At 66.5% G+C, this 17,974-nt stretch carries 17 protein-coding genes and 1 pseudogene; 10 read left to right on the forward strand and 8 right to left on the reverse strand.

Going from position 1 to position 17,974, the window contains the following annotated elements; all coding sequences use genetic code 11:
* The first annotated feature begins 119 nt into the window (after positions 1–119).
* The 6 genes and pseudogenes from AX769_RS05630 (at position 120) to AX769_RS23715 (ending at position 4,650) form a co-directional block, all read left to right on the forward strand.
* Positions 120–626, forward strand: a complete 507-nt coding sequence (locus tag AX769_RS05630) for a hypothetical protein (protein ID WP_066276893.1) — start codon at positions 120–122, stop codon at positions 624–626.
* 25 nt (positions 627–651) lie between these two features.
* A complete protein-coding gene (locus AX769_RS05635; protein WP_157887466.1) occupies positions 652–1,851 on the forward strand; it encodes a sensor histidine kinase in 1,200 nt (399 codons plus the stop codon).
* Entirely contained in the window at positions 1,809–1,946 is a 138-nt protein-coding gene (locus AX769_RS23705) for a hypothetical protein (protein WP_157887467.1), read from the forward strand. Before AX769_RS05635 ends, AX769_RS23705 begins: the two co-directional genes overlap by 43 nt.
* Positions 1,936–2,283 carry a response regulator transcription factor gene (locus tag AX769_RS25040; protein ID WP_239451950.1) on the forward strand — a complete coding sequence of 116 codons (348 nt, stop codon included), beginning with the start codon at positions 1,936–1,938 and terminating at the stop codon, positions 2,281–2,283. The genes AX769_RS23705 and AX769_RS25040 overlap by 11 nt, the downstream gene beginning before the upstream one ends.
* Positions 2,284–2,375: 92 nt before the next feature.
* Positions 2,376–2,606, forward strand: a pseudogene (locus AX769_RS25045) (LuxR C-terminal-related transcriptional regulator); the annotation flags it as partial.
* Between the two features lie 295 nt (positions 2,607–2,901).
* Positions 2,902–4,650, forward strand: a complete 1,749-nt coding sequence (locus tag AX769_RS23715; RefSeq protein ID WP_157887468.1) for an Ig-like domain-containing protein — start codon at positions 2,902–2,904, stop codon at positions 4,648–4,650.
* Positions 4,651–5,177: 527 nt separating this feature from the next.
* Here AX769_RS23715 and AX769_RS05650 read toward each other — a convergent pair.
* The 5 genes from AX769_RS05650 to AX769_RS05665 all read right to left on the reverse strand — a co-directional run bounded on the left by AX769_RS05650 (position 5,178) and on the right by AX769_RS05665 (position 11,367).
* Entirely contained in the window at positions 5,178–7,010 is a 1,833-nt protein-coding gene (locus AX769_RS05650; protein ID WP_066276898.1) for a hypothetical protein, read from the reverse strand.
* 202 nt (positions 7,011–7,212) lie between these two features.
* Positions 7,213–8,685, reverse strand: a complete 1,473-nt coding sequence (locus tag AX769_RS05655; protein ID WP_157887469.1) for a hypothetical protein — start codon at positions 8,683–8,685, stop codon at positions 7,213–7,215.
* Between the two features lie 170 nt (positions 8,686–8,855).
* The gene (locus AX769_RS05660) at positions 8,856–9,284 is read right to left on the reverse strand and encodes a hypothetical protein (RefSeq protein ID WP_066276906.1); all 429 of its coding nucleotides are present in this window, start codon (positions 9,282–9,284) and stop codon (positions 8,856–8,858) included.
* Positions 9,285–9,862: 578 nt separating this feature from the next.
* Positions 9,863–10,192 carry a hypothetical protein gene (locus AX769_RS23720; protein ID WP_157887470.1) on the reverse strand — a complete coding sequence of 110 codons (330 nt, stop codon included), beginning with the start codon at positions 10,190–10,192 and terminating at the stop codon, positions 9,863–9,865.
* Between the two features lie 623 nt (positions 10,193–10,815).
* A complete protein-coding gene (locus AX769_RS05665) occupies positions 10,816–11,367 on the reverse strand; it encodes a GNAT family N-acetyltransferase (protein WP_066276908.1) in 552 nt (183 codons plus the stop codon).
* Positions 11,368–11,548: 181 nt separating this feature from the next.
* On the opposite strand from AX769_RS05665, the gene AX769_RS05670 reads away from it, so the two are divergent.
* Positions 11,549–12,040 (forward strand): hypothetical protein, encoded by a 492-nt coding sequence (locus AX769_RS05670; protein WP_157887471.1) that lies wholly within the window; start codon positions 11,549–11,551, stop codon positions 12,038–12,040.
* A gap of 942 nt (positions 12,041–12,982) precedes the next feature.
* Here AX769_RS05670 and AX769_RS05675 read toward each other — a convergent pair.
* Positions 12,983–14,152: an epoxide hydrolase family protein gene (locus AX769_RS05675; protein WP_239451951.1), complete on the reverse strand. Its 1,170-nt coding sequence runs from the start codon at positions 14,150–14,152 to the stop codon at positions 12,983–12,985.
* Between the two features lie 150 nt (positions 14,153–14,302).
* Between AX769_RS05675 and AX769_RS05680 the strand changes: the two genes are divergently transcribed.
* On the forward strand, positions 14,303–15,028 hold the full coding sequence (locus tag AX769_RS05680) for an IclR family transcriptional regulator (RefSeq protein ID WP_162269010.1): 726 nt from the start codon (positions 14,303–14,305) through the stop codon (positions 15,026–15,028).
* A gap of 59 nt (positions 15,029–15,087) precedes the next feature.
* Here AX769_RS05680 and AX769_RS05685 read toward each other — a convergent pair whose 3' ends face one another.
* Positions 15,088–16,014, reverse strand: a complete 927-nt coding sequence (locus AX769_RS05685) for an NADP-dependent oxidoreductase (protein ID WP_066276916.1) — start codon at positions 16,012–16,014, stop codon at positions 15,088–15,090.
* 47 nt (positions 16,015–16,061) lie between these two features.
* On the opposite strand from AX769_RS05685, the gene AX769_RS05690 reads away from it, so the two are divergent.
* Positions 16,062–16,421, forward strand: a complete 360-nt coding sequence (locus AX769_RS05690; RefSeq protein ID WP_066276917.1) for a helix-turn-helix domain-containing protein — start codon at positions 16,062–16,064, stop codon at positions 16,419–16,421.
* Here the strand turns inward: AX769_RS05690 and AX769_RS05695 are convergent.
* Positions 16,411–17,292 carry an NADP-dependent oxidoreductase gene (locus tag AX769_RS05695; protein ID WP_082763512.1) on the reverse strand — a complete coding sequence of 294 codons (882 nt, stop codon included), beginning with the start codon at positions 17,290–17,292 and terminating at the stop codon, positions 16,411–16,413. The genes AX769_RS05690 and AX769_RS05695 overlap by 11 nt on opposite strands.
* An 80-nt stretch (positions 17,293–17,372) precedes the next feature.
* Here AX769_RS05695 and AX769_RS05700 point away from each other — a divergent pair, with 80 nt between their 5' ends.
* On the forward strand, positions 17,373–17,972 hold the full coding sequence (locus AX769_RS05700) for a TetR/AcrR family transcriptional regulator (protein WP_239451952.1): 600 nt from the start codon (positions 17,373–17,375) through the stop codon (positions 17,970–17,972).
* The last annotated feature ends 2 nt before the right edge of the window (positions 17,973–17,974 follow it).

A 17,974-nucleotide genomic window follows, 5' to 3' on the forward strand; every position in this document is an offset into this window, starting at 1 on the left:
AGATCTCCACCCGCGCCGAACGAGGTCTCCACCCACGGGTGGTGGGGCGAAGGCCCCAGGATCGCGAGGCTGGATCCAGGTCGAAAACCGGCCGCAGACCACTTCGAAAGGGATCACTCGTGAGCATCCAGCTGATCGAGAACGTCGTCATCGGGCTCGCGCTCGTCGCCTACCTCGTCTACCGCCAGCTGCGCTGGACCGGCATCGACCGGGGCAGCATCTGGCGCCTGCCGATCGTGCTCGGCATCATCGGGGTCATCAACCTCAGCTCGATGTCGAAGGGCACCGTCGTCGGCGCACCCGACATCGCCTTCATCGGCATCGAGCTCGTCATCGCCGTCGTCATCGGCCTGATGATGGGCAAGCTCACGACGTTCCGCACCGCTGCTCGGCCGGATTCGAAGGGTCGCGTCATCGAGGCCCGTTCGGGTCGCGCCGGTGCTGCCCTGTGGGTCGTGCTGATCCTCGTCCGCGTCGGGCTCGACGTGCTGGGCGGCGTCATGGGCGCTCACCTGCTCACCGCCACCGGCGTGATCCTGCTCACCGTCGCGGTCAGCCGTGCGGCCAGCGCGCTCGTGATCGACAGCAAGCTCCCGCAGGCGGCTCGCACTCCGATCCGTCGTTGACCCCGGGCAGGGCATGATGGCACTCGTGACCATCAGCCTGCCTTCGACCTCCGGTCGGTTCGGCCTCGGCGCGCTGCTCAGCGTGATCGGGGCCGTCGTCGTCGGGTTCTGGCTGTTCCAGGAGGCGCCTGCCCACGGCGGTCTGAGCCCCGTGGTCATCACCGTCTCGCTTGTCGCCCTCGCGTCGTGGGCGGCGAGGGTGCTGATCTTCCCCGGCACGCCGGCCCGCGATCGGGTGCGCGACGTCCTGGCCTGCGTGATGCTGGTGGGCGGCTCCGTCATGGTCGTTCCGACCGAGGCCCTGCTCATCACGCCCGCGATCATCGGCGCCCTGACCGCCACCGCCGAGCCGCGTCGCCCGCTCGCGTTCGGCGCGATCCTCTCCCTCGTCGGCCTCGCGATCATCACGGCCGCCTCTCTGCTGGACGCCCGCCCGGCCGCCTTCCTGGTCGGCTGTGCATCCGGGATCGCCCTCGGGTTCGTCGTGGGCATCAGCCGCCGCCAGGCCCGTGCTGCTGAGCTGCGCGAGCGCGAGCTGCTCGAACGAGAGCTCGACGTCGAGCGCGAGCAGGCCCGCAGCGCACTGCTGGCCGATCGCGCGACGGTGGCTCGTGACATCCACGACGTGCTCGCCCACAGCCTCGGCGGCCTCGTCATCCAGCTCGACGCGGTCGAGGCCCTGCTCGAGAGCGGTCGCACCGAGGACGCCGCCCTCCGGGTGACCGCCGCTCGGGTGCTCGCCGCCGACGGCCTCGGCGAGGCTCGCCGAGCGGTGGCGACCCTCCGCGACCCGGAGGCCGACCCGGCTCGAAAGACCGATGGCGGCGCCGACACCGACGACCCCCTCGCCGCTCCCGACGCCGTCGATCGCCTGCTCGCCGCCCACGAGTCGCTCGGTGGCCGCGTCGTCGTCACGGGCGGCACTGCCGACATCGCCCGTCTCGACCCGCGCCACCGCCGGGTGCTCGCGGCGGTGCTGAGAGAGGGGCTGAGCAATGCGCGCCGGCACGCTCCGGGCGAGGTGGTGAGTCTGGGGGTCGGCCCGGTGACCGGTGGCATCCTGCGGGTTCGCCTCTCGAACGGCCTCGGGCCGGCCGACGCGGAGGCCCCGCTCACAGGCGCCCCCGCCCCGACCCCGCCCCCGCCTCGGCGCGGCTTGGCGGCGGCCACGGCCTGCTCGGTATGCGCGAGCGCTTCGACGCCCTCGCGGACAGCTCGCAGCTGACCGCGGGCCCGGTCGGCGAGCGCTTCGTCGTCGAGGCCGCCCTGCCGGTCGCCGACCCCACCCCCCACACGACGGAGACCGCCCGTGCCCGCTGACCCCGTGCGCGCTGAACCCGTGCCCGCTGACCCCATCCGGATCCTGGTGGCCGACGACCAGGCGATCGTCCGCGACGGCCTCGTCACCCTGCTCTCGCTCGTCGACGGCTTCGCGATCGTGGGCGAGGCCGCTGACGGCCTCGAGGCTGTGCGCCGGGTCGACGAGCTGCGCCCCGACGTGGTGCTGATGGACCTGCGCATGCCCGAGATCTCGGGCGCCGAGGCCACAGCGCGCGTGCTCGCCGAGCACCCGCAGACGGCCGTGCTCGTGCTGACGACCTTCGCCGACGACGAGTCGATCGTCGGGGCCCTCCGCGCGGGGCACGCGGCTACCTGACCAAAGACGCCGGCCGCAAAGAGCTCGAGAGCGCCATCCGCGCCGTCGCCGCCGGCCAGTCGATCTTCGACGCCTCCGTCGGCGCCCTGCTGGTGCAGAGCCTGACGGGCTCACCCGCGCCGGCAGCGCCGCCGGGTGCGACGCCCCACGCGGGGGCGTCACAGGCTGCAGGATCCGACGCCCCCATCTCCCCGACGCCGGTCACCGCCGACTCCCTCCGCGCTCGCCACCCCGACCTGACGCCGCGCGAGGCCGAGGTCTTCGCCCTCATCGCCGAGGGTCGCTCGAACCCCGAGATCGCGGGCCTCCTCTTCGTCAGCGTCGCCACCGTCAAGGCTCACGTCAACACGATCTTCGCGAAGCTCGGGGTCTCGACGAGGGCCAGGCCATGGCGCTCGCCCTGCGCTGAGGCCTTGGCCTGCCGCACTACGCGCAGCGGATGCCCGGCAGAAAGCCCTCCCCCTGACCCCTGTTCGGGGGTTATGGTGAATGGACACCCACCCGCAGGCGCGCCCGAGCCCTGCCCAGATCACCCGATGTGCGGCCGTTCGCCCAAGACGGCCACGCAAGGCGGGGCCCCGTCGGCGCGCTTGACAACCCGAACCCCGAAGGCCCCGAATGTCCCTCCTGCCCTTGTCGCGCGCGCCGAAAAGCCGCCGACTCCGTTCTCTGCTCGCGGTCGCTGCCGTCGCCGCTGTCGGCATCGCGTCGCTGACCTTCGGCCTCTCGGCGCACGCCGCCTCGACCATGATCGGCGGCGCGATCACCACCGTCACTGTCGCCCCGACGACGCCCCACCAGGGCTCGCAGATCACCACGGACATCGACTGGAAGGTGCCCGACGGCACCCGGGCCGGCGACATGTTCACCCTGACCCTCAGTTCGGATCTGACCGATCTGCCCGCCGGCTTCGCGCTCCACGACCCGGCTACCGACGCCGTCGTCGCGAACGCGGTCCTGTCGCAGACGACGCCTGCCGTGATCACGTTCACGATGACGGCCTACGCGTCGACGCACCTGCAGACCCACGGCACGGCTTACGTGGTCTCCGACTTCTCGGCGGCGAAGATGCCCTCGGGCACGCCGACACCGATCACGTCGACGACGAACGACGGCAAGACCTTCAGCACGAGCATCACCCCGACGGGCATCATCGGCGACCGTTCGATCCCGATCAAGTACGGCAAATTCAGCACGGATGAGGGTCGTCTCCACCCGAAGGACTTCATCGCCTATCACGTCGACACCCCGATGGGCCCGTCGACGTCGACCACGATCGCCGACTCGGTGCCCAGCGGGCAGAACTGGACGTTCGACTGCTCGACCGTCGGCTACGTCGACCAGACCATCGCCGCGAACAACAGCATCGCGGCTCAGACGCCGGTGACGCCGACCGCGAAGTCGTGCACGCGCACGTCACTCACGGCCACTCTGCCCGCGGTCGCCGCGTCGCACATCATCGTGCTGACCTACTCGACCAGCCTGCTCGCAGCCACGGGCGACGCCGCCCCCCAGACCTTCGTCAACCAGGCCGTCGTCACGACCACGGCCGGCGGCGTGACCACGAGCGCCGACGCCAACGCCTCCAACGTGCAGTCGTCCGGCGGCGGCACCGGCGTGGGTGTCAACGCCGTGTCCGCGGTGTCGATCACCAAGGGCGACGCCGATGGCAACGCGGCCGACACCGACCTCACGGCGGCGACCCTGCCCGTCTCGGGCCAGGCTTCCCTGGTCTACAGGATCACCAACACGGGCGCCGACGCTCTGACGAATGTCGCCGTCACCGACCAGGTGCTCGCGAACGGCACGGTCACCGGTCTCAGCTGCGACTTCTCGGCGTTCGGCGGGTCGTCCACCGGCACGACCTTCACCGGTCGCTTCCCCGCCGGCGCGAGCTTCCCCTGCACCTCGGCTCTCAGCGGCGTCTCGTCGACCGGCCCCGACCACCACGACGTCGGCACGGTCACCGCGACCGGCGTCGTCAGCGGCACGGCGGTCACGGCCAGCAACGACTACTTCGCCAAAGTCACCCCGGGCGCCGCAGGCACCCCGCCGACCGGCGGCAACGCGGGCACCCCCAACACCGGCACCCCCGTCACCGGCGGCGGCACGGGCACCGGCCCGGGAACCCCGACCGGCGGCAACTCCGGCCCTGGCACGACGACGGCCACGCCCGTGACAGGCCCGGTCGCGCCCGCGGCCACCGGCACGACGCCCCTCGCCGACAGCAGTTCGAACGGCACCGGCTCGCTGGCTTTCACGGGCTCGAACGTCGAGGCCCCCCTCGGCCTCGCCGGCGGCCTGCTGGCGCTCGGCGCGCTGCTCACCGTGCTTGGTGTGCTGCGTCGCCGTCGGGCGGCTGAGTAGGGCTTGCCGCCGCTGCAGTAACCGAAGGAGCCAGGCCGCGCGTTTTGCGGGTCTGGCTCTTTCTTGCCGCGCCCAGCCCTTGGGGACAGCTTCGGCCGGTTCCACTCTCCCCTGGCCGGGCACTCAAGTGACTTGGCGCACCAGGCAGCTGGCGGCAGACCGCGTGGCGAAGCTGTGCGGCGAGGAGCCGACGGATGTCGCTTTCATCGTCCACGACTGACCCCTGATAAACGCATTTACGCGCGTTGATACTTCAACTGGTCAGCAGCCGCTGAGAGGTGGTGGTGGAAAAGATTCCGTCCTTTAGAGGGAAGGGGATCGGGCCCGCCGTAGGCGTTGATTGCGATCCGTTCTTCGGAATCGGTCTCTGTGGCCATCTACTGTTGGCCGGTCGTTTCCGTCCCTAGGGTCTTGCAGGCGTCAATGACGCTCGTGATGTCTATCGGAAGCTTCAGGGCATTTGCGGCGGTGCGGACCGCAGGCTTATGTGGCGGGAACGGTTGTGGAGGCTGACGCCGCAGCGCTGCCTACTGTTGGCGCTGCGGGCGTTGTGGGAGATGTTGCTGGGGGAGTCGTTGGCGGGGCAGTGGGCGCCGGGGTTGCCGACGGTGTGGCGGTCGATGTTGGTGTTGCCGGATTGCTGGTCGGTGTCGTGGTGGGGGTGCGTCATGGATGGTTGCGGCCGGCTTGTTGGGTGTCGCCTGAGGCGCCGGTGTCGAGTTCGGCGAGACCCACGTGGACGTCGCGGCGTCGTACTGGATCCGCCCCTGGTTGGCGTTGAGAATGATGTCGCCGTCGAGGGGCGTCAGCAGCGTCTGGTCGACGACGATGGTCGGCGACACGGCCGAGACCGCCTGTGATGCCGTGCGCGAGATCAGCGTGGCCGGCCGCGTGGACGTGCTGACGACGACTCGCACGGGCGACGCTGCCGGTGACATGAGCCGGACGGCGGCGCCCGACGGGGAGGGCTGCTTCATGTTCGACAGCGTCATCGTGGCCGGGCTGCGCAGCAGTGCGAACGCGCGGCCGCCCGTCGACCGGTTGACGGTGATCGCCGTGGCGACGGCGCCCCCGTCGACGTCGGCCTCCCAGATCGACCCGGTCGTGCGCAGGATGTCCGTGAAGGCGGCCGATCCGATGGAGTACCCCGTGCTCGCCGGGGTGAAGTGCAGCACGTTGCCGTCGAGAGCGGATGATGTGTCGCTCGCGATGGTCAGCGTGTTCACGGCGATGCCCGGGGCCGCGAACTGCACGGAGTCGAAGTGCGGCGCGAGCACTGGGCAGCTGACGTCCGAGACGTCGAGTGCCCCGACTGAGGCCGACAGCAGGCGGACACCGCAGCCGAGGCCGGTGGCGCGGCTCTTCGCCGTCGACTTCAGCACGACGTTGCGAACGGTCGCCGTGCCGACGGAGGGGCTGGCGAGGTTCACGATGCCGCTGTCGGGTGTGGACTTGGCCGAGGCCGGCCAGGTGACCCCGTCGATGGTGATCGCGCTGACCGACGCCGCGCCGATGTTGACGATGGGCGAAGTGCCGTTGGGTGACGCGGTCACGTTCGAGATGCTGCCCTCGAACGACGTGGTGCCGGCATAGTTGACGATGTTGATCGATGACGTCCCCGTCACGGTCCCCGTGATGCCCGAGGCCTGGAATCCGGTCACGTGTCGCTGAACACCGGCCGCACCCACACCCGATGTGATCTTGAGGTGGGTGAGGCAGCTCGTGCCCTTGACGCTCTGCACGGTGACGTTGGAGATGTCGCCTTCGCAGTCGCCGAGACGGGAGCCGTCGTGGCTCTGCCCGTCGACGCCGGTGAAGGCGACGAGGTCGTCACCCGAGTTCGTACCCACGATGTTCTGCACGGTGATCCCCGAGGCGGGTCCTTGCACGTGGAGCCCGTCGGAGGCCGTGTTCGTGAAGGTGAGACTCGCGGCTGTGACGTTCGTCACGTCGGCGAGCGAGATGGCGTACTGGCCGCCCTGCTGTGCCCGTCCTGTCGACTTCACCGTGAGCTTGGCGAGGGTCACACCTGAGGCCCGCCGGATCAAGAAGCCGTGTCCCGAGAGCACCTGCGAGAGCGCGTTCTTGTTCTGATTGATCCAGGTGCCGCCCTGAATCGAGATGTTCGAGTCGTTGTGCGGGTAGAGGTACATGTGCGCGGCCGTCGACGACGACGTGGCAGGAGTGTCGAGCGTCACCTGGCTCGTTGACGTCACTGCGATGATCGCGCCGTACATCGAGCCGGGCGCGCCGACGCGGCCAGCGCGTGGGCCGACATCGAGGATCTGGATGCGCTGGCCGACCATGCCGGGAGTGAACACGGCGTTCGAGAGCGTGACGACCGGGGATCCTGCCGTCACGCGCGCGGTCGCGATGACCGTCGCGACGGACGCCGCATTCCGCAGGATGTTGTCGGTCGCGGGGCCGGTGATGGTCGCGCCGGTGGCGTCCAGGGTTGTCCAACGTTCCGAGCAGCTTCAGCATTGCTCGCGCTTGTATGTCCTGGTGGAAAGCCTTCCACACTCGAAGGCACGTGTGGGGTTCGTGATCTGTGTGCTTTCGCTACCAGACTTCGATGCGGTCCCGGGGGGCCGCGTCGATCAAGGCGTCCAAGAAGTCGATGTCCCAATTCTCCTGACTGAGGGTTTCTGTGCGGCCGCCTTGGTCGATCAGCACGACCGACCAGGGGCGGTCGTCTCCGATCAGCCTGATGTCGGCGAAGTCGATCTTCGTGTTTCCTCGAGCGGACGTGAAGAACAGTCCCTCCGAAGAAAGAGCGACGGTTTCTCCCTCGCCCGCGATCGAGTCAGTGGTAAACGTCATCACATCGTTCAGGCGCGCGGGAGTCGTTCCGGTCGTTGAACGGACAAGGTCGCGATGGTTCAGGTCCAACTCGAGCCGGTTTTTGCGGGCGAGAGTTTGGACGATGTCGGGTCGTTGACTGTCGACACTCACCAGCAGTGTCGGCAATGCGTTCTCAACGGCCGAGGCGACATCGTTGCTGGAGAGTTGCAGCACCGTCTGCAACTCCTCGGCGAGCCCGGCGTCCGTTATGCCGCGAAGAGCTGCGCCGGATTGCCGGCCCAACCTGACGTCAACGCTTGCGGGTTCTTCGTACCGGGTTCGAAGTCTTTCAACGGCCAGGCTCAAAGACTCCGCTGCCACCCCTGCCCGGGCGATTTTGCGAAGAGCCGTGACGATCCTCTCCACGGATTTGGCGCGATCCACTTTGTGGAACCGGAACTTGAGGTGCGATTGGGATGCGTCCACGCGCATTGGCCGGGCCGCGGACACGTTTTCTGCGAAACCATGGCGCATGACCGTTGAGTCGTAAAGCTCATGCAACACAGGGAGATAGACGACGTCGGCCGTGGCGGATGGCATGACCAAGGACAGGACGAGGCTGTCGTATCCGACAGACGTGAGGGTGGGCCGGTCTAGCGCCGACACGGCGAAACTGCCTCGCGTGACTGCCGAGTGCCTTCCGGGCAGGTTGACGTCGAAGGACGCCGGAAGGGGCTTGGACATGGTGACGTCCGCGTTCTCAGCAACGAACCACTCAGCCGCCCACGTAGTAACTGTCTCCAGAGTCATGGCCTCCAATGCTCGAGACGCGATGTCCTCGAGGCCGATGTCGGCAAGACCGTACCGGACGGAGAGGACCCCTGGCTCAAGAGTTGGCCCGATACTGCTCGAGCGCGAAACGCGTTCCTTGGTCTTCGCAAAAGCATCCACCGTTGTCTGTGACAGGTCCGAAACGACGTCGGCGATTTCTTTCAATCGTTCCTGCACCTGAATGGGAGTTCCTGACACCTGGAAAGCAACCTGTTCACTGCCCGCAACGATCTCGACCTCGAACGCCTGCGGATACAACAGATCGAGTATGAGAGCCCGCGTCAAGACCGTGATCCCTCGCCAAGGGAGAGGCTCGTCACGATTCGACACCGCGAAGACCAGCGAGCCGTACGTTCTCCCGGGCACCTCACCCGTGCATGTCAAAACGCCCGACGGTGTGCGCGAGGTGACGATCTGCATGAAGCCAAGTGTGCCAGCGGAGAACCGTCCCGTGCTGGCCGCGAAGTCAGGCCCATTGATGCTGCCGCTGAATCAAGGAAGCAAATTGCTCCGGGAGCACGGTGGAGGTTCCCTTCCGGGCACCGATCATGGCGAACGGTGACGGTCCCCTTCGCGCGCGCTAAAGGGTGTCACGGGTTGAGGAGGTAGGGCCCGTTGGGAAGCTTCGCGGCACTATCAAGGGTCTCCTGGAAGTGAGCGAAACTGTCGGAGGCGATTTGCGATGCTCCGATCCGGCCGTTGTCGATGGTCTGACATCCGGTCGTGTCCCACCAGAGGTCGACGTCTCGGTGGCGGGGGTAGGAGAAAGCCAGGATTGCAAAGGAGCCAGAGTCCTCTGGGCAGTTAACGGTGCCGGTAGGTCGCTTGAGCGAAACCTGCTGGAGTGATGCTGCGGTTTGGGCGGCTTCGGTCGCGTTGAGGCTAATCGCGAGGTGCTTGGTCGATGGGTTGAGCTGCCCGCTGTAGATGCACATCACAGCGGCGTTGGGTGAGATGCCGCTCGGGACAAGCGTCCTATCGGCCGGGTCCGCGTTGACGACGTCGCGTGCCTTCGTCACGTGGGGCGGGCAGCCGTCGTCGACTTGGACAGAGAGGGTGGGTGTCCTAGGGGTGTCCCAAGAGCCATTGTCGCCACAACCGGTAAGCGTGACACATGCCGTGGCCACGACTGCAACCGCGAGAACGCCCCGTGAAACGCGCATGTTCTCCCGCTCGCTATTGCCGCCGACATGTCGAAGGTACCGCCGCCGCGTCGCAGATGCGATGAAGCGACAGGGCAGGCGGGAGAGGCCACAGCCAGACTTTCCCCGCGCACGATAGAGGTTCGGCTTGCGGGTATGCCGTGAGCCGTGAGCCGTGAGCCGTGAGCCGTGAGCCGTGAGCCAGGAGGCCAGGAGGCCAGGAGGCCAGGAGGCCAGGAGGCCAGGAGGCCAGGAGGCCAGGAGGCCAGGACCGCCGTATCGGAGGCATTCTGAAGCTCAACCATCGCCCGGATAAAAGTACAGCGCCCAGCAAAAAGCGACCGGGCTCAACTTTCGGCTATGCACTGGGGTCAGCACAGATCCTGCGCGCCGATGGGAGACCGAAGGGGCTGCGAGGGCGGCATTGCAATGCGCCTCAGGCAAGGGTTTCGCCTCTAGACGCCGCAACCCTTCATGTTCATGTGCGCGACGATCTTGCCATTGGCATCGGGCCTGGCCGCGACGGAACAAAAGGTCCCGAAATGGACGCCCACGAGTCCTTGCGTATGCAGCTTGAAGGATTGCGATTGTTGCGCAACTAATTTCTGATCCTCGAGGGTCTTGCCACGATTGGTGACAGTCACGCGAATCTCCTGCCCGGGTCGCAGATTGCCGATATTGACAGTCACATCAGCGTTCGGACCAGCGGAACAGCCGCCGAGCCCTCCAACGACGACTAGGGCCAGACCGAGGACCGCTGCCGGTTTCAAAAGCGACTTGATCACGGTTCATTGTGCGCAGAGAGAGCTCATGACGGAACACCCCAGAAAGGGATGCCTCTGGTCGGTTTCGCTCTGAAGTTTCGCCGGTCACCAGCGAATCACCTACCTGAGACTTACCTCTTCGGCAAGCGCGCATGTCGGCCGTCCCGGGCACGGTGAAAGCACCACGAAGGTTCATTTTTGGCCGCATCCGGGGCTAGCTTGTTGTCATGTCGAGTCTGGATGCGAGGGCCGACCTGCTTGCGGTCCGCGCTCGACGAAGTGCCGCCGCGGCCAAGTGGGCGTTCGTTCCTGCGGTCATGGCAGTGGCATCACCTCTCGCCTTCGGCCTCTTTTCGTTAGACAACTTAGGCATTCTCGTAGCTGTCGCTCTCGGGATCGTGGCCTTGGCCGCTTTCACGACGCTGATGACCCTCTCGAGGCGCTGGGAAGACGAGGTCGTTCGACTCAGAGCCTTCGGAGATGAAGCGTCTCTGAGCTCAGACGCAAGTCCCCGTTCCTAGGCCGTCGTCCGTTTGGGGTTCCCCTCCGCAGGACCCGAATTGGCGCCCCAGCGCGAACGGTGAGGGTCCGGCTTTCGCGCCCCATTGGCCAGCTTGCAGTCCACCCCGCGAATCTTGCCTCTCTTAGGGCAACGAACGCACGTGCCGCAGTTCACGAAGATCCTTTGCACCACCTGCGGCGCCGATTTTCGCTCCGCCGTCGGCGATCCATCGATGCCTGTCGTAGAAAGAAATCGCGCGGGAGTTGCCGGACAGCACCCAGAGGTACGCCGAGCGATAGCCGGCCTCTGAAAGTTGTTCTTCAACAGCCTGGATCAGCGAGTGTCCAATTTTCTTTGACCAGAAATCGGGGTGGACGTACAGCCCAGCAAGCTCACCTTGTTCGCTCGCCTCCTCGTCCCGACCAGCCCCGAAACTCGCCCAACCGACAATGCGACCATCTCGCTCGGCGACGAGGAGGCTGTGCGCTTTGCCACTGGCCGCGTCCGGTGGATTCTCCCCGCCATGCCCCGTGATGATCGTTGTCCAGCCGTCGGCCCGCTGGGCAACGCTAAGACCATCGAGAACTCGCTTGTCGATCAGCCCCGAGTAAGCGGCCCGCCAAGACGCAACGTGCACGTCGGCTACACCCAAGGCGTCTTCGACGCGCGCCCAACGGACTTGTATCCCTGTCATCCCGAAACGCTAGCCGATACCCGCGGGGCTCAAGGTTGCCGGAGCACGTGAGCGGTTCCACTGAGGACAGGCGCCGGCTTTCCCGCACGACCTTCTTTTCAGGCCCCCTTGGTTGATAAGGGTTTCGGCCGTCATTAGCAATCGTTACTGCTTTCCGGACCCCCTCGCTTAGCCTGAAGGAGTGAATCGAACCCAGCGCATTTTGCTTCTGGCGACCGTCAGCGTGTCGCTGATTTCCTTGAGTGCGTGCTCCACACCCGGTCGTGGACAAATGCTGCAACCCGGAACAAAGGCGGAAGTGACTGCCGCCGACGTGGTCCCTGCCGGCGAATTCGTTTCCATCTCCAGCGACCATCACGTGACTCACAGGCAGGTATGGGGAACTCTGCCGCGCGACTTCGCTCCTTCGTCTTGGTCTGCCTTGCGAGTCGCTGCCAGCTCCCGGGTGTTGCCGATCCATCTCGCTTTCGGCGACTGCGGAGAGCGCCACCACGAGCGAATTTATGTGCACGAAACCAGCGCGACAGTTCTCATAGATGTTTGGGACGGGCCAACCACCGACAACCCCGTCGGGGCGTGCGCCGGCACGGAGCTAGAGGTCCCCTATTTAGTGCATCTCAAAGCGCCGCTGGGAACGAGGAGCCTTCTCACTCACGAGATCGTTCACGCGTAAGTCCGAACGGTTACCGTTCCCCTGCGAACGCCCGTGAACTAGCGCAAGCGGCGTCCGTCTGTTGAGTGAAATCTCCGACGGTTGCTAGCGCGTAGGCGAGGAGGGGCGAACTCAGACGAGGATCGCGCTGATTCCAAAGGTCATTGCAGCGGGGGCTTTTTACGAGCCCAAGAACCAACGAGGGATGCAATGGCACATAGGACGGCGCCGCCGCCTATGAAAGCCTTCCCAGCGGGTACATGGGAGGACAGCAGCAAGATCACTCCGACGAGGGCCACCAGCAGACCACTGAGAGCTGCCATTCGCGTCAGTTGCGTTATGCGCCGATTCAAAAGGTCCCCCGAGCGTGTCGATCATGGCAACTCAGCATTCATGCCGATGGATGTTGCTTACTCCGGTCGGAAAGTATGCGGCAGGTCTTCCCTCTGGCACAACACGCCAGCATCTTTGACATCTGCCATTTCGGCGGCTCAGAAGTAAGCGGTGTCAGATTCATCGCAGTCCCCTGCTCACAGTTGCGTGGGCCGTATGAGGTTCCCGCGGGGACACTGGACCCGCCCCACAAGCACCCTGATTGCCTCCTGCGGCGACGCGTCCTCGTGATTGGAACGAAGGCGGCCTCTCAGGGGCGGTAGTCGTCGCGCTCGGCAAACTGCGGATCTTTATCGGCGGTGGGCGGGAGAACCCTGGTTCCGGCGGCAGCCGAAGCGCCCGCAAGATGAGCGAGGGTCGACACAATGACACCCGCGCCGTGCTTGACGACAGCTAGCGATTTCATCAGAGTCCCGATCGCGTCGAAGTACGCAGTGACGTGACTGCTACGCCCGTCTGCGCATGTGGATGAAGTCCCCTGGCGGACGTCTCATCAGCCCGAGGGGTGGAGGCGCGTTTTCGGATGCGGTCCTCCGCAGGCTGCTCGGTGACCCGTTCGGATCTGCAGACTCATGGTGTCCGGAGGGGCCGGAAGAATTTCCGGATCTCTTTGGCGAGGAGTTGTGGTTCTTCCCAGGCAGCGAAGTGACCGCCCCTCGGCATGACCGTGTACTGGCGGAGGTCGAAGACGCGCTCGAGCCATTCCCGCGGCGGGACGGGGTCGGCGGGGAATGCGGCGAAGCCGAACGGAGGCGTGACGCGTTGGCCGGGGGCGAATCGGTTCGGGGCCAGCGCGTTCTCCCGGTAGAACCTCATCGAGGAGGCGATCGTGCTGGTGAACCAGTACAGCGACAGGTTGGTCAGGATCTCGTCGAGGGTGAACACGCTCTCGATGTCGCCGTGGGAGTCGCTCCAGCCGCGCATCTTCTCGACGATCCAGCCGGCCAGCCCTACGGGTGAGTCGGTAAGTGCGTAGGCGGGGGTCTGCGGTTTCGTGGATTGGAGTCGGTGGTATCCGCCTTCGGCTTCGAACCAGCCCCGCAGCCCGGTCAGGAAGGTGGCTTCGGCGTCGGAGAGCGGCGGGAGGCCGTCGCCGAGGGGTGGCTGGTAGAAGCCCGGCAGGAAGTTGATGTGAAGACCGGTGACGACCTCCGGGGAGTCGAGTGCCAACCACATGCCGACGGCGGCCCCCCAGTCGCCGGATTGGACGCCGAATCGGTCATAGCCGAGTTGAGTCATGAGGCTCGCCCATCCCTGTGCGGCCTGTCGCGGACCGGTGCCGGGTGTCGTGGGGCGCCCGGAGAATCCATAGCCCGGTAGGGAAGGGGCGACGACGTCGAAAGCGTCGGACGCGTCGCCCCCATGAGCTGCGGGGTCGCTCAGCAGCGGGATGAGGCGGCGCAGGTCGAACCCGGTCTGTGGCCAGCCGTGGCCGAGAACCAATGGAAGGGGGCGAGGTCCGGTGCCGCGTTGATGGATGAAGTGCACGGTGCCGCCGTCCAGCTCGGCCGTGAACTGAGGCAGCTCGTTCAGTGACTCCTCCTGCTGTCGCCAGTTGAAGCCGGATCTCCACTGCTCGACGAGACGGTGCAAGAACCTTTCGTCACTCCCGTCCACCCAGTCGCCCACCGGAGATGGATCGGGCCACCGCGTGCGGTTCAGCCGATCGAGCAGGTCCTGCATGTCTTCGGTCGACACGGCGATTCGAAACGGGGTGATCGTCATAACCAGTCCACTCATGAAGCATCTCGTATTGCGAGATGGTTATTCGTACAGTGAACAGGCTAGGTTGATGGCCAATGGATGTAAAGGTGTCGTGATTGCGACGACGGGATTGACGTGACTGACATGACAGAGGCCGACGAGCGGTCGGTGGGTACGCACATCGCTGTGCTCGAGAAAGCCGTCCGCGTTCTCGACGCGCTCCTCGATGCTCCTTCGGGGTTCACGCCGTCGGAGGCTGCCGAGGCGACGGGCATCAATCGGAGTACGACGTTCCGTCTTCTGGCGTCACTCGACCAGGCGGGACTGGTGGCGCGAGATCAGGGTGGCCGCTACCGGCTGGGTATGAAGATGCTCCGCTACGGCGCGGCCGTGAGGCTCAACCTGGACATCATCCGTGTCGCAGAACCGGTGCTGGCCGCGCTTCGGGACGAGACCGGGATGACGACTCTCCTCGCGACACGGGAAGCCTCGCTAGCACGCTGCCTCCTTCGCCTGCCGGGCAGGGAGGTGGACGTGCTGACCTGGACCTCTGGAGAAGCTGTTCGTCTGGATGGCGCCGCCGCGGGGCGCGCTCTGCTCGGCCGCCTGGAGATTGCGGTTTTCGACCGTCACCTCGCGGAGACCCTGCGGGACGAGACGGCGCAGCAGGATGCCCTTCGGATCGACATCGACTCAATCCGCCAGAGAGGGTGGGCATTGGACGCGTCGGGCCTTCCGCTGGGCATCAACTCCGTGGGTGTCGCGCTGACCGACGACGACGGTTTTCTCTGGGCGATCTCGGTGTCAGGGCTCGACCATCACTTCGCAACCCCTGAACTCGAGCGCACGGTCGCACTCGTGACCGAGGCTGCGGGCGCAATCGAGCGTCGCCTGCGCTTCGCCGCCCCCTGAGACCCGCGGTCGCTGCCGACCGTGGTCGCTCCGTCGCGCCGTTGCCGCCTCGCGCCGCCTCACACGGTGAGCACGAGCTTGCCCTGCACGTGGCCGGCTTCGAGCAGTCGATGGGCGTCGGCGATGCGGTCGAATGGAAAGGTCTCGTGAACGTGAACTAGGAGCTGCCCTTTCTCGACGAGATCGACGAGCTGTCGCAGGGCGTCGGGATCCGGGTCGACCGCGATGCCACTGAAACGCATGCCTGCGGCTTCGAAGCGGGCGGCGAGCTCGAGATCCTCGTCGGCGACCATCGTCACGAGGTGCCCTCCCGGCCGCAGCACCGCGAGCGAGCGTTCGACGGTGTCGCCGCCGAGCGTGTCGAGCACGACGTCGACGTCGTGGACTCTCTCCGCGAAGTCGTCCGTGGTGTAGTCGATTACCTCGTGGGCTCCGAGCGACTCGACGAACTCGCGCTTGCTGGCGCTGGCGGTCGTGATGACATGAGCGCCGCGTGCTCTGGCGATCTGGATCGCGACATGGCCGACGCCGCCGCCGCCCGCGTGCACGAGCACGCGGTCTCCTGCGGTGACACGGCCGATGTCGACGAGCCCCTGCCACGCCGTCAGCCCCACGATCGGCAGCGCCGCCGCCTCGACGTGCGACAGCGATGCCGGCTTCCGCACGAGTTGCGCCGCCGGCACGGCCACGTATTCGGCGTAGGCGTTGGCGGCCCGGGGGAACAGAGGCATGCCGAAGACCTCGTCACCCGGCGCGAAGCGCCACGACGCCGTCTGCTCGACGACACCGCTGACATCCCAGCCCAGGATGAAGGGCGGCGCGCCGAGCAGAGGGAACTCGCCTTCGCGAAGGCGCGGCTCGAGCGGGTTCAGGCCGATGGCCTCGACGCGGACGAGGGCCTCCGTGGGGAGAGGGTGAGGCGTCGGGCGCTCTTCGATGGTGAGGACCTCGGGGCCGCCGAGCGTGTGCTGGGTGATGATTCGCATGCCTCCACGGTAGGTTTCCGACAGGAACCCGGAGGTACCGTGGGAACATGAGCGGATTCGCCCCCGATGATGGATTTCTCGCCGACTGCCCGGCTCGTCTGACCGTTGAGCTTCTCGCCGACAAGTGGGCGGCCGTCGTGCTTTACGGCCTCAGCAGGGGCCCGATCCGGCACGGCGAACTGATCGACGTGATCGGCGGGATCTCGCGCAAGATGCTCACGCAGACGCTGCGCCGTCTCGAGTCGCACGGGCTCGTGAGCCGTCAGGCGTACGCCGAAGTCCCGCCCCGAGTCGAGTACGAGCTCACTCCGCTCGGCGCGACCCTCATCGATCCGATCCACACGCTGACCGAGTGGGCGAAGGAGAACGCCGACGCCGTCGTCGATGCGGAGACCGTCACAGGATGATGACGCGACGCCCTCGCGCGTGACCGGCTTGGCTGTCCGCCTGTGCGGCCGCGGCGTCTGTCAGTGAGTACGTCGCGTCGACGGGGATGGTCAGGAGCCCTCTCTCGATGAGATCCGTCGCCTCGGCGAGAGCAGCGAACATGTCTCCGCCGACGCCCAGGAAGCGGACGCCCTGCGCCGGAGCCGACAGATCGGCGATGGTCACGACGCGCTTCGGGTCGCCGGTCAGCTCGACGAGTTCCGCGATGACGCCGCTACCGGACACATCCACGGCGGCATCGACATTCCCGAGGTTCCGCACCCGGTCGACCCACCCCTGGTCATAGGTGGTCGGGGCGGCGCCCAGATCGCTGAGGTACTGCTGGTTGGCTGCCGAGGCGGTGCCGATGACGACGATGCCTCGCGAGCGGGCGATCTGAACGGCCGCAGAACCGACGCCGCCGGCCGCCCCGCTGATCAGAAGCGTCTCGCCCGGCTGTACTCCGACTTCGCGAATCACCCGGAGGGCGGTCTCGGCGACGGACGGGTACCCCGCTGCCTCCTCGAACGTCAATGCGCCGGGTATCTCCGCCCAGGAGGCGAGGATGGCATGATCCGCGTACGTGTCCGCACCTCGACCGAAAACCCGATCACCGAGGTCGAGCCCCTCGATCCCGTCGCCGATCCCTGCCGCATCCTGACCGATGCCGGAGGGAAGCGAGAGCGGATGCGCCTGCAGCCGCTGCCCCTCCCGGATCCGCCAGTCGACGGGATTGACACCCGCCGCTCTCACTGCGATGCGGATCTGGCCGGGACCCGCATGGGGTTCTTCCGCCTCGATCACGCGCAGGACTTCCGGACCACCGAATTCGGCGAAGCTCACTTTTCTCATGTCTGCACGCTAGCACTAACGGTTAGCATTATGTGACCGTCAGTGTTTACTAACGGTCAGCATGTGGATAGGCTTCACGGGTGATCAGGGAGCCTGCGATCGAGAAGGCCGGTCCGTCGGGGCGCCGTGAGCGGAAGAAGGCCGAGACCCGCGGCAGGATCGCCGACTCAGCACGCCGGCTGTTCCTCGAGCAGGGATACGACGCGGTGGGAATCCGCGACATTGCGGAAGATGCCGACGTCGCCGTGACCACGCTTTTCTCCCACTTCCCGTCCAAGGAAGCCCTCGTCTTCGAACTGGACGGCGTCTTCGAGCAGCGCTTCGTCGAAGCCGTCACCGAACGAGGCGCCGAGGAGTCCGTGCTGGAGGCGTTGCGGGGCGAGGTCGAGGCCATGATCCGGCACTGCGGATCCGAATCGTCTCGCCCTCTCTGGGTCATGATCGACCACTCGCCCGACCTCCGCGCCTACGAGGAGTCGATGCTCACCCGCCACGCCGAGTCGCTCGCGGCCGCCATGACAGCCGACCCCACTCTCGGAGGGACCCACGACACCAACCAGGCACTTGCCCGGTTCATCGTCACCACGTACTCCCTGGCACGTGCCTCCGACACGCCGTTCGCCACCCTCGACAGCATCTTCCCGATGGTCGAAGCGGCCTGGGAAACTGCGCACCGCTGAGA

Source organism: Frondihabitans sp. PAMC 28766, from assembly GCF_001577365.1.
Taxonomy (GTDB): domain Bacteria; phylum Actinomycetota; class Actinomycetes; order Actinomycetales; family Microbacteriaceae; genus Frondihabitans.

Bases quoted from the DNA above. Each gene is read 5' to 3' on its own strand.
- AX769_RS23705 (WP_157887467.1), top strand. From the start codon at position 1,809: ATGCGCGAGCGCTTCGACGCCCTCGCGGACAGCTCGCAGCTGACCGCG.
- AX769_RS23715 (WP_157887468.1), top strand. From the start codon at position 2,902: ATGTCCCTCCTGCCCTTGTCGCGCGCGCCGAAAAGCCGCCGACTCCGT.
- AX769_RS05655 (WP_157887469.1), bottom strand. From the start codon at position 8,685: ATGCAGATCGTCACCTCGCGCACACCGTCGGGCGTTTTGACATGCACG.
- AX769_RS05665 (WP_066276908.1), bottom strand. From the start codon at position 11,367: ATGACAGGGATACAAGTCCGTTGGGCGCGCGTCGAAGACGCCTTGGGT.
- AX769_RS05675 (WP_239451951.1), bottom strand. From the start codon at position 14,152: ATGAGTGGACTGGTTATGACGATCACCCCGTTTCGAATCGCCGTGTCG.
- AX769_RS05685 (WP_066276916.1), bottom strand. From the start codon at position 16,014: ATGCGAATCATCACCCAGCACACGCTCGGCGGCCCCGAGGTCCTCACC.
- AX769_RS05690 (WP_066276917.1), top strand. From the start codon at position 16,062: ATGAGCGGATTCGCCCCCGATGATGGATTTCTCGCCGACTGCCCGGCT.
- AX769_RS05695 (WP_082763512.1), bottom strand. From the start codon at position 17,292: ATGAGAAAAGTGAGCTTCGCCGAATTCGGTGGTCCGGAAGTCCTGCGC.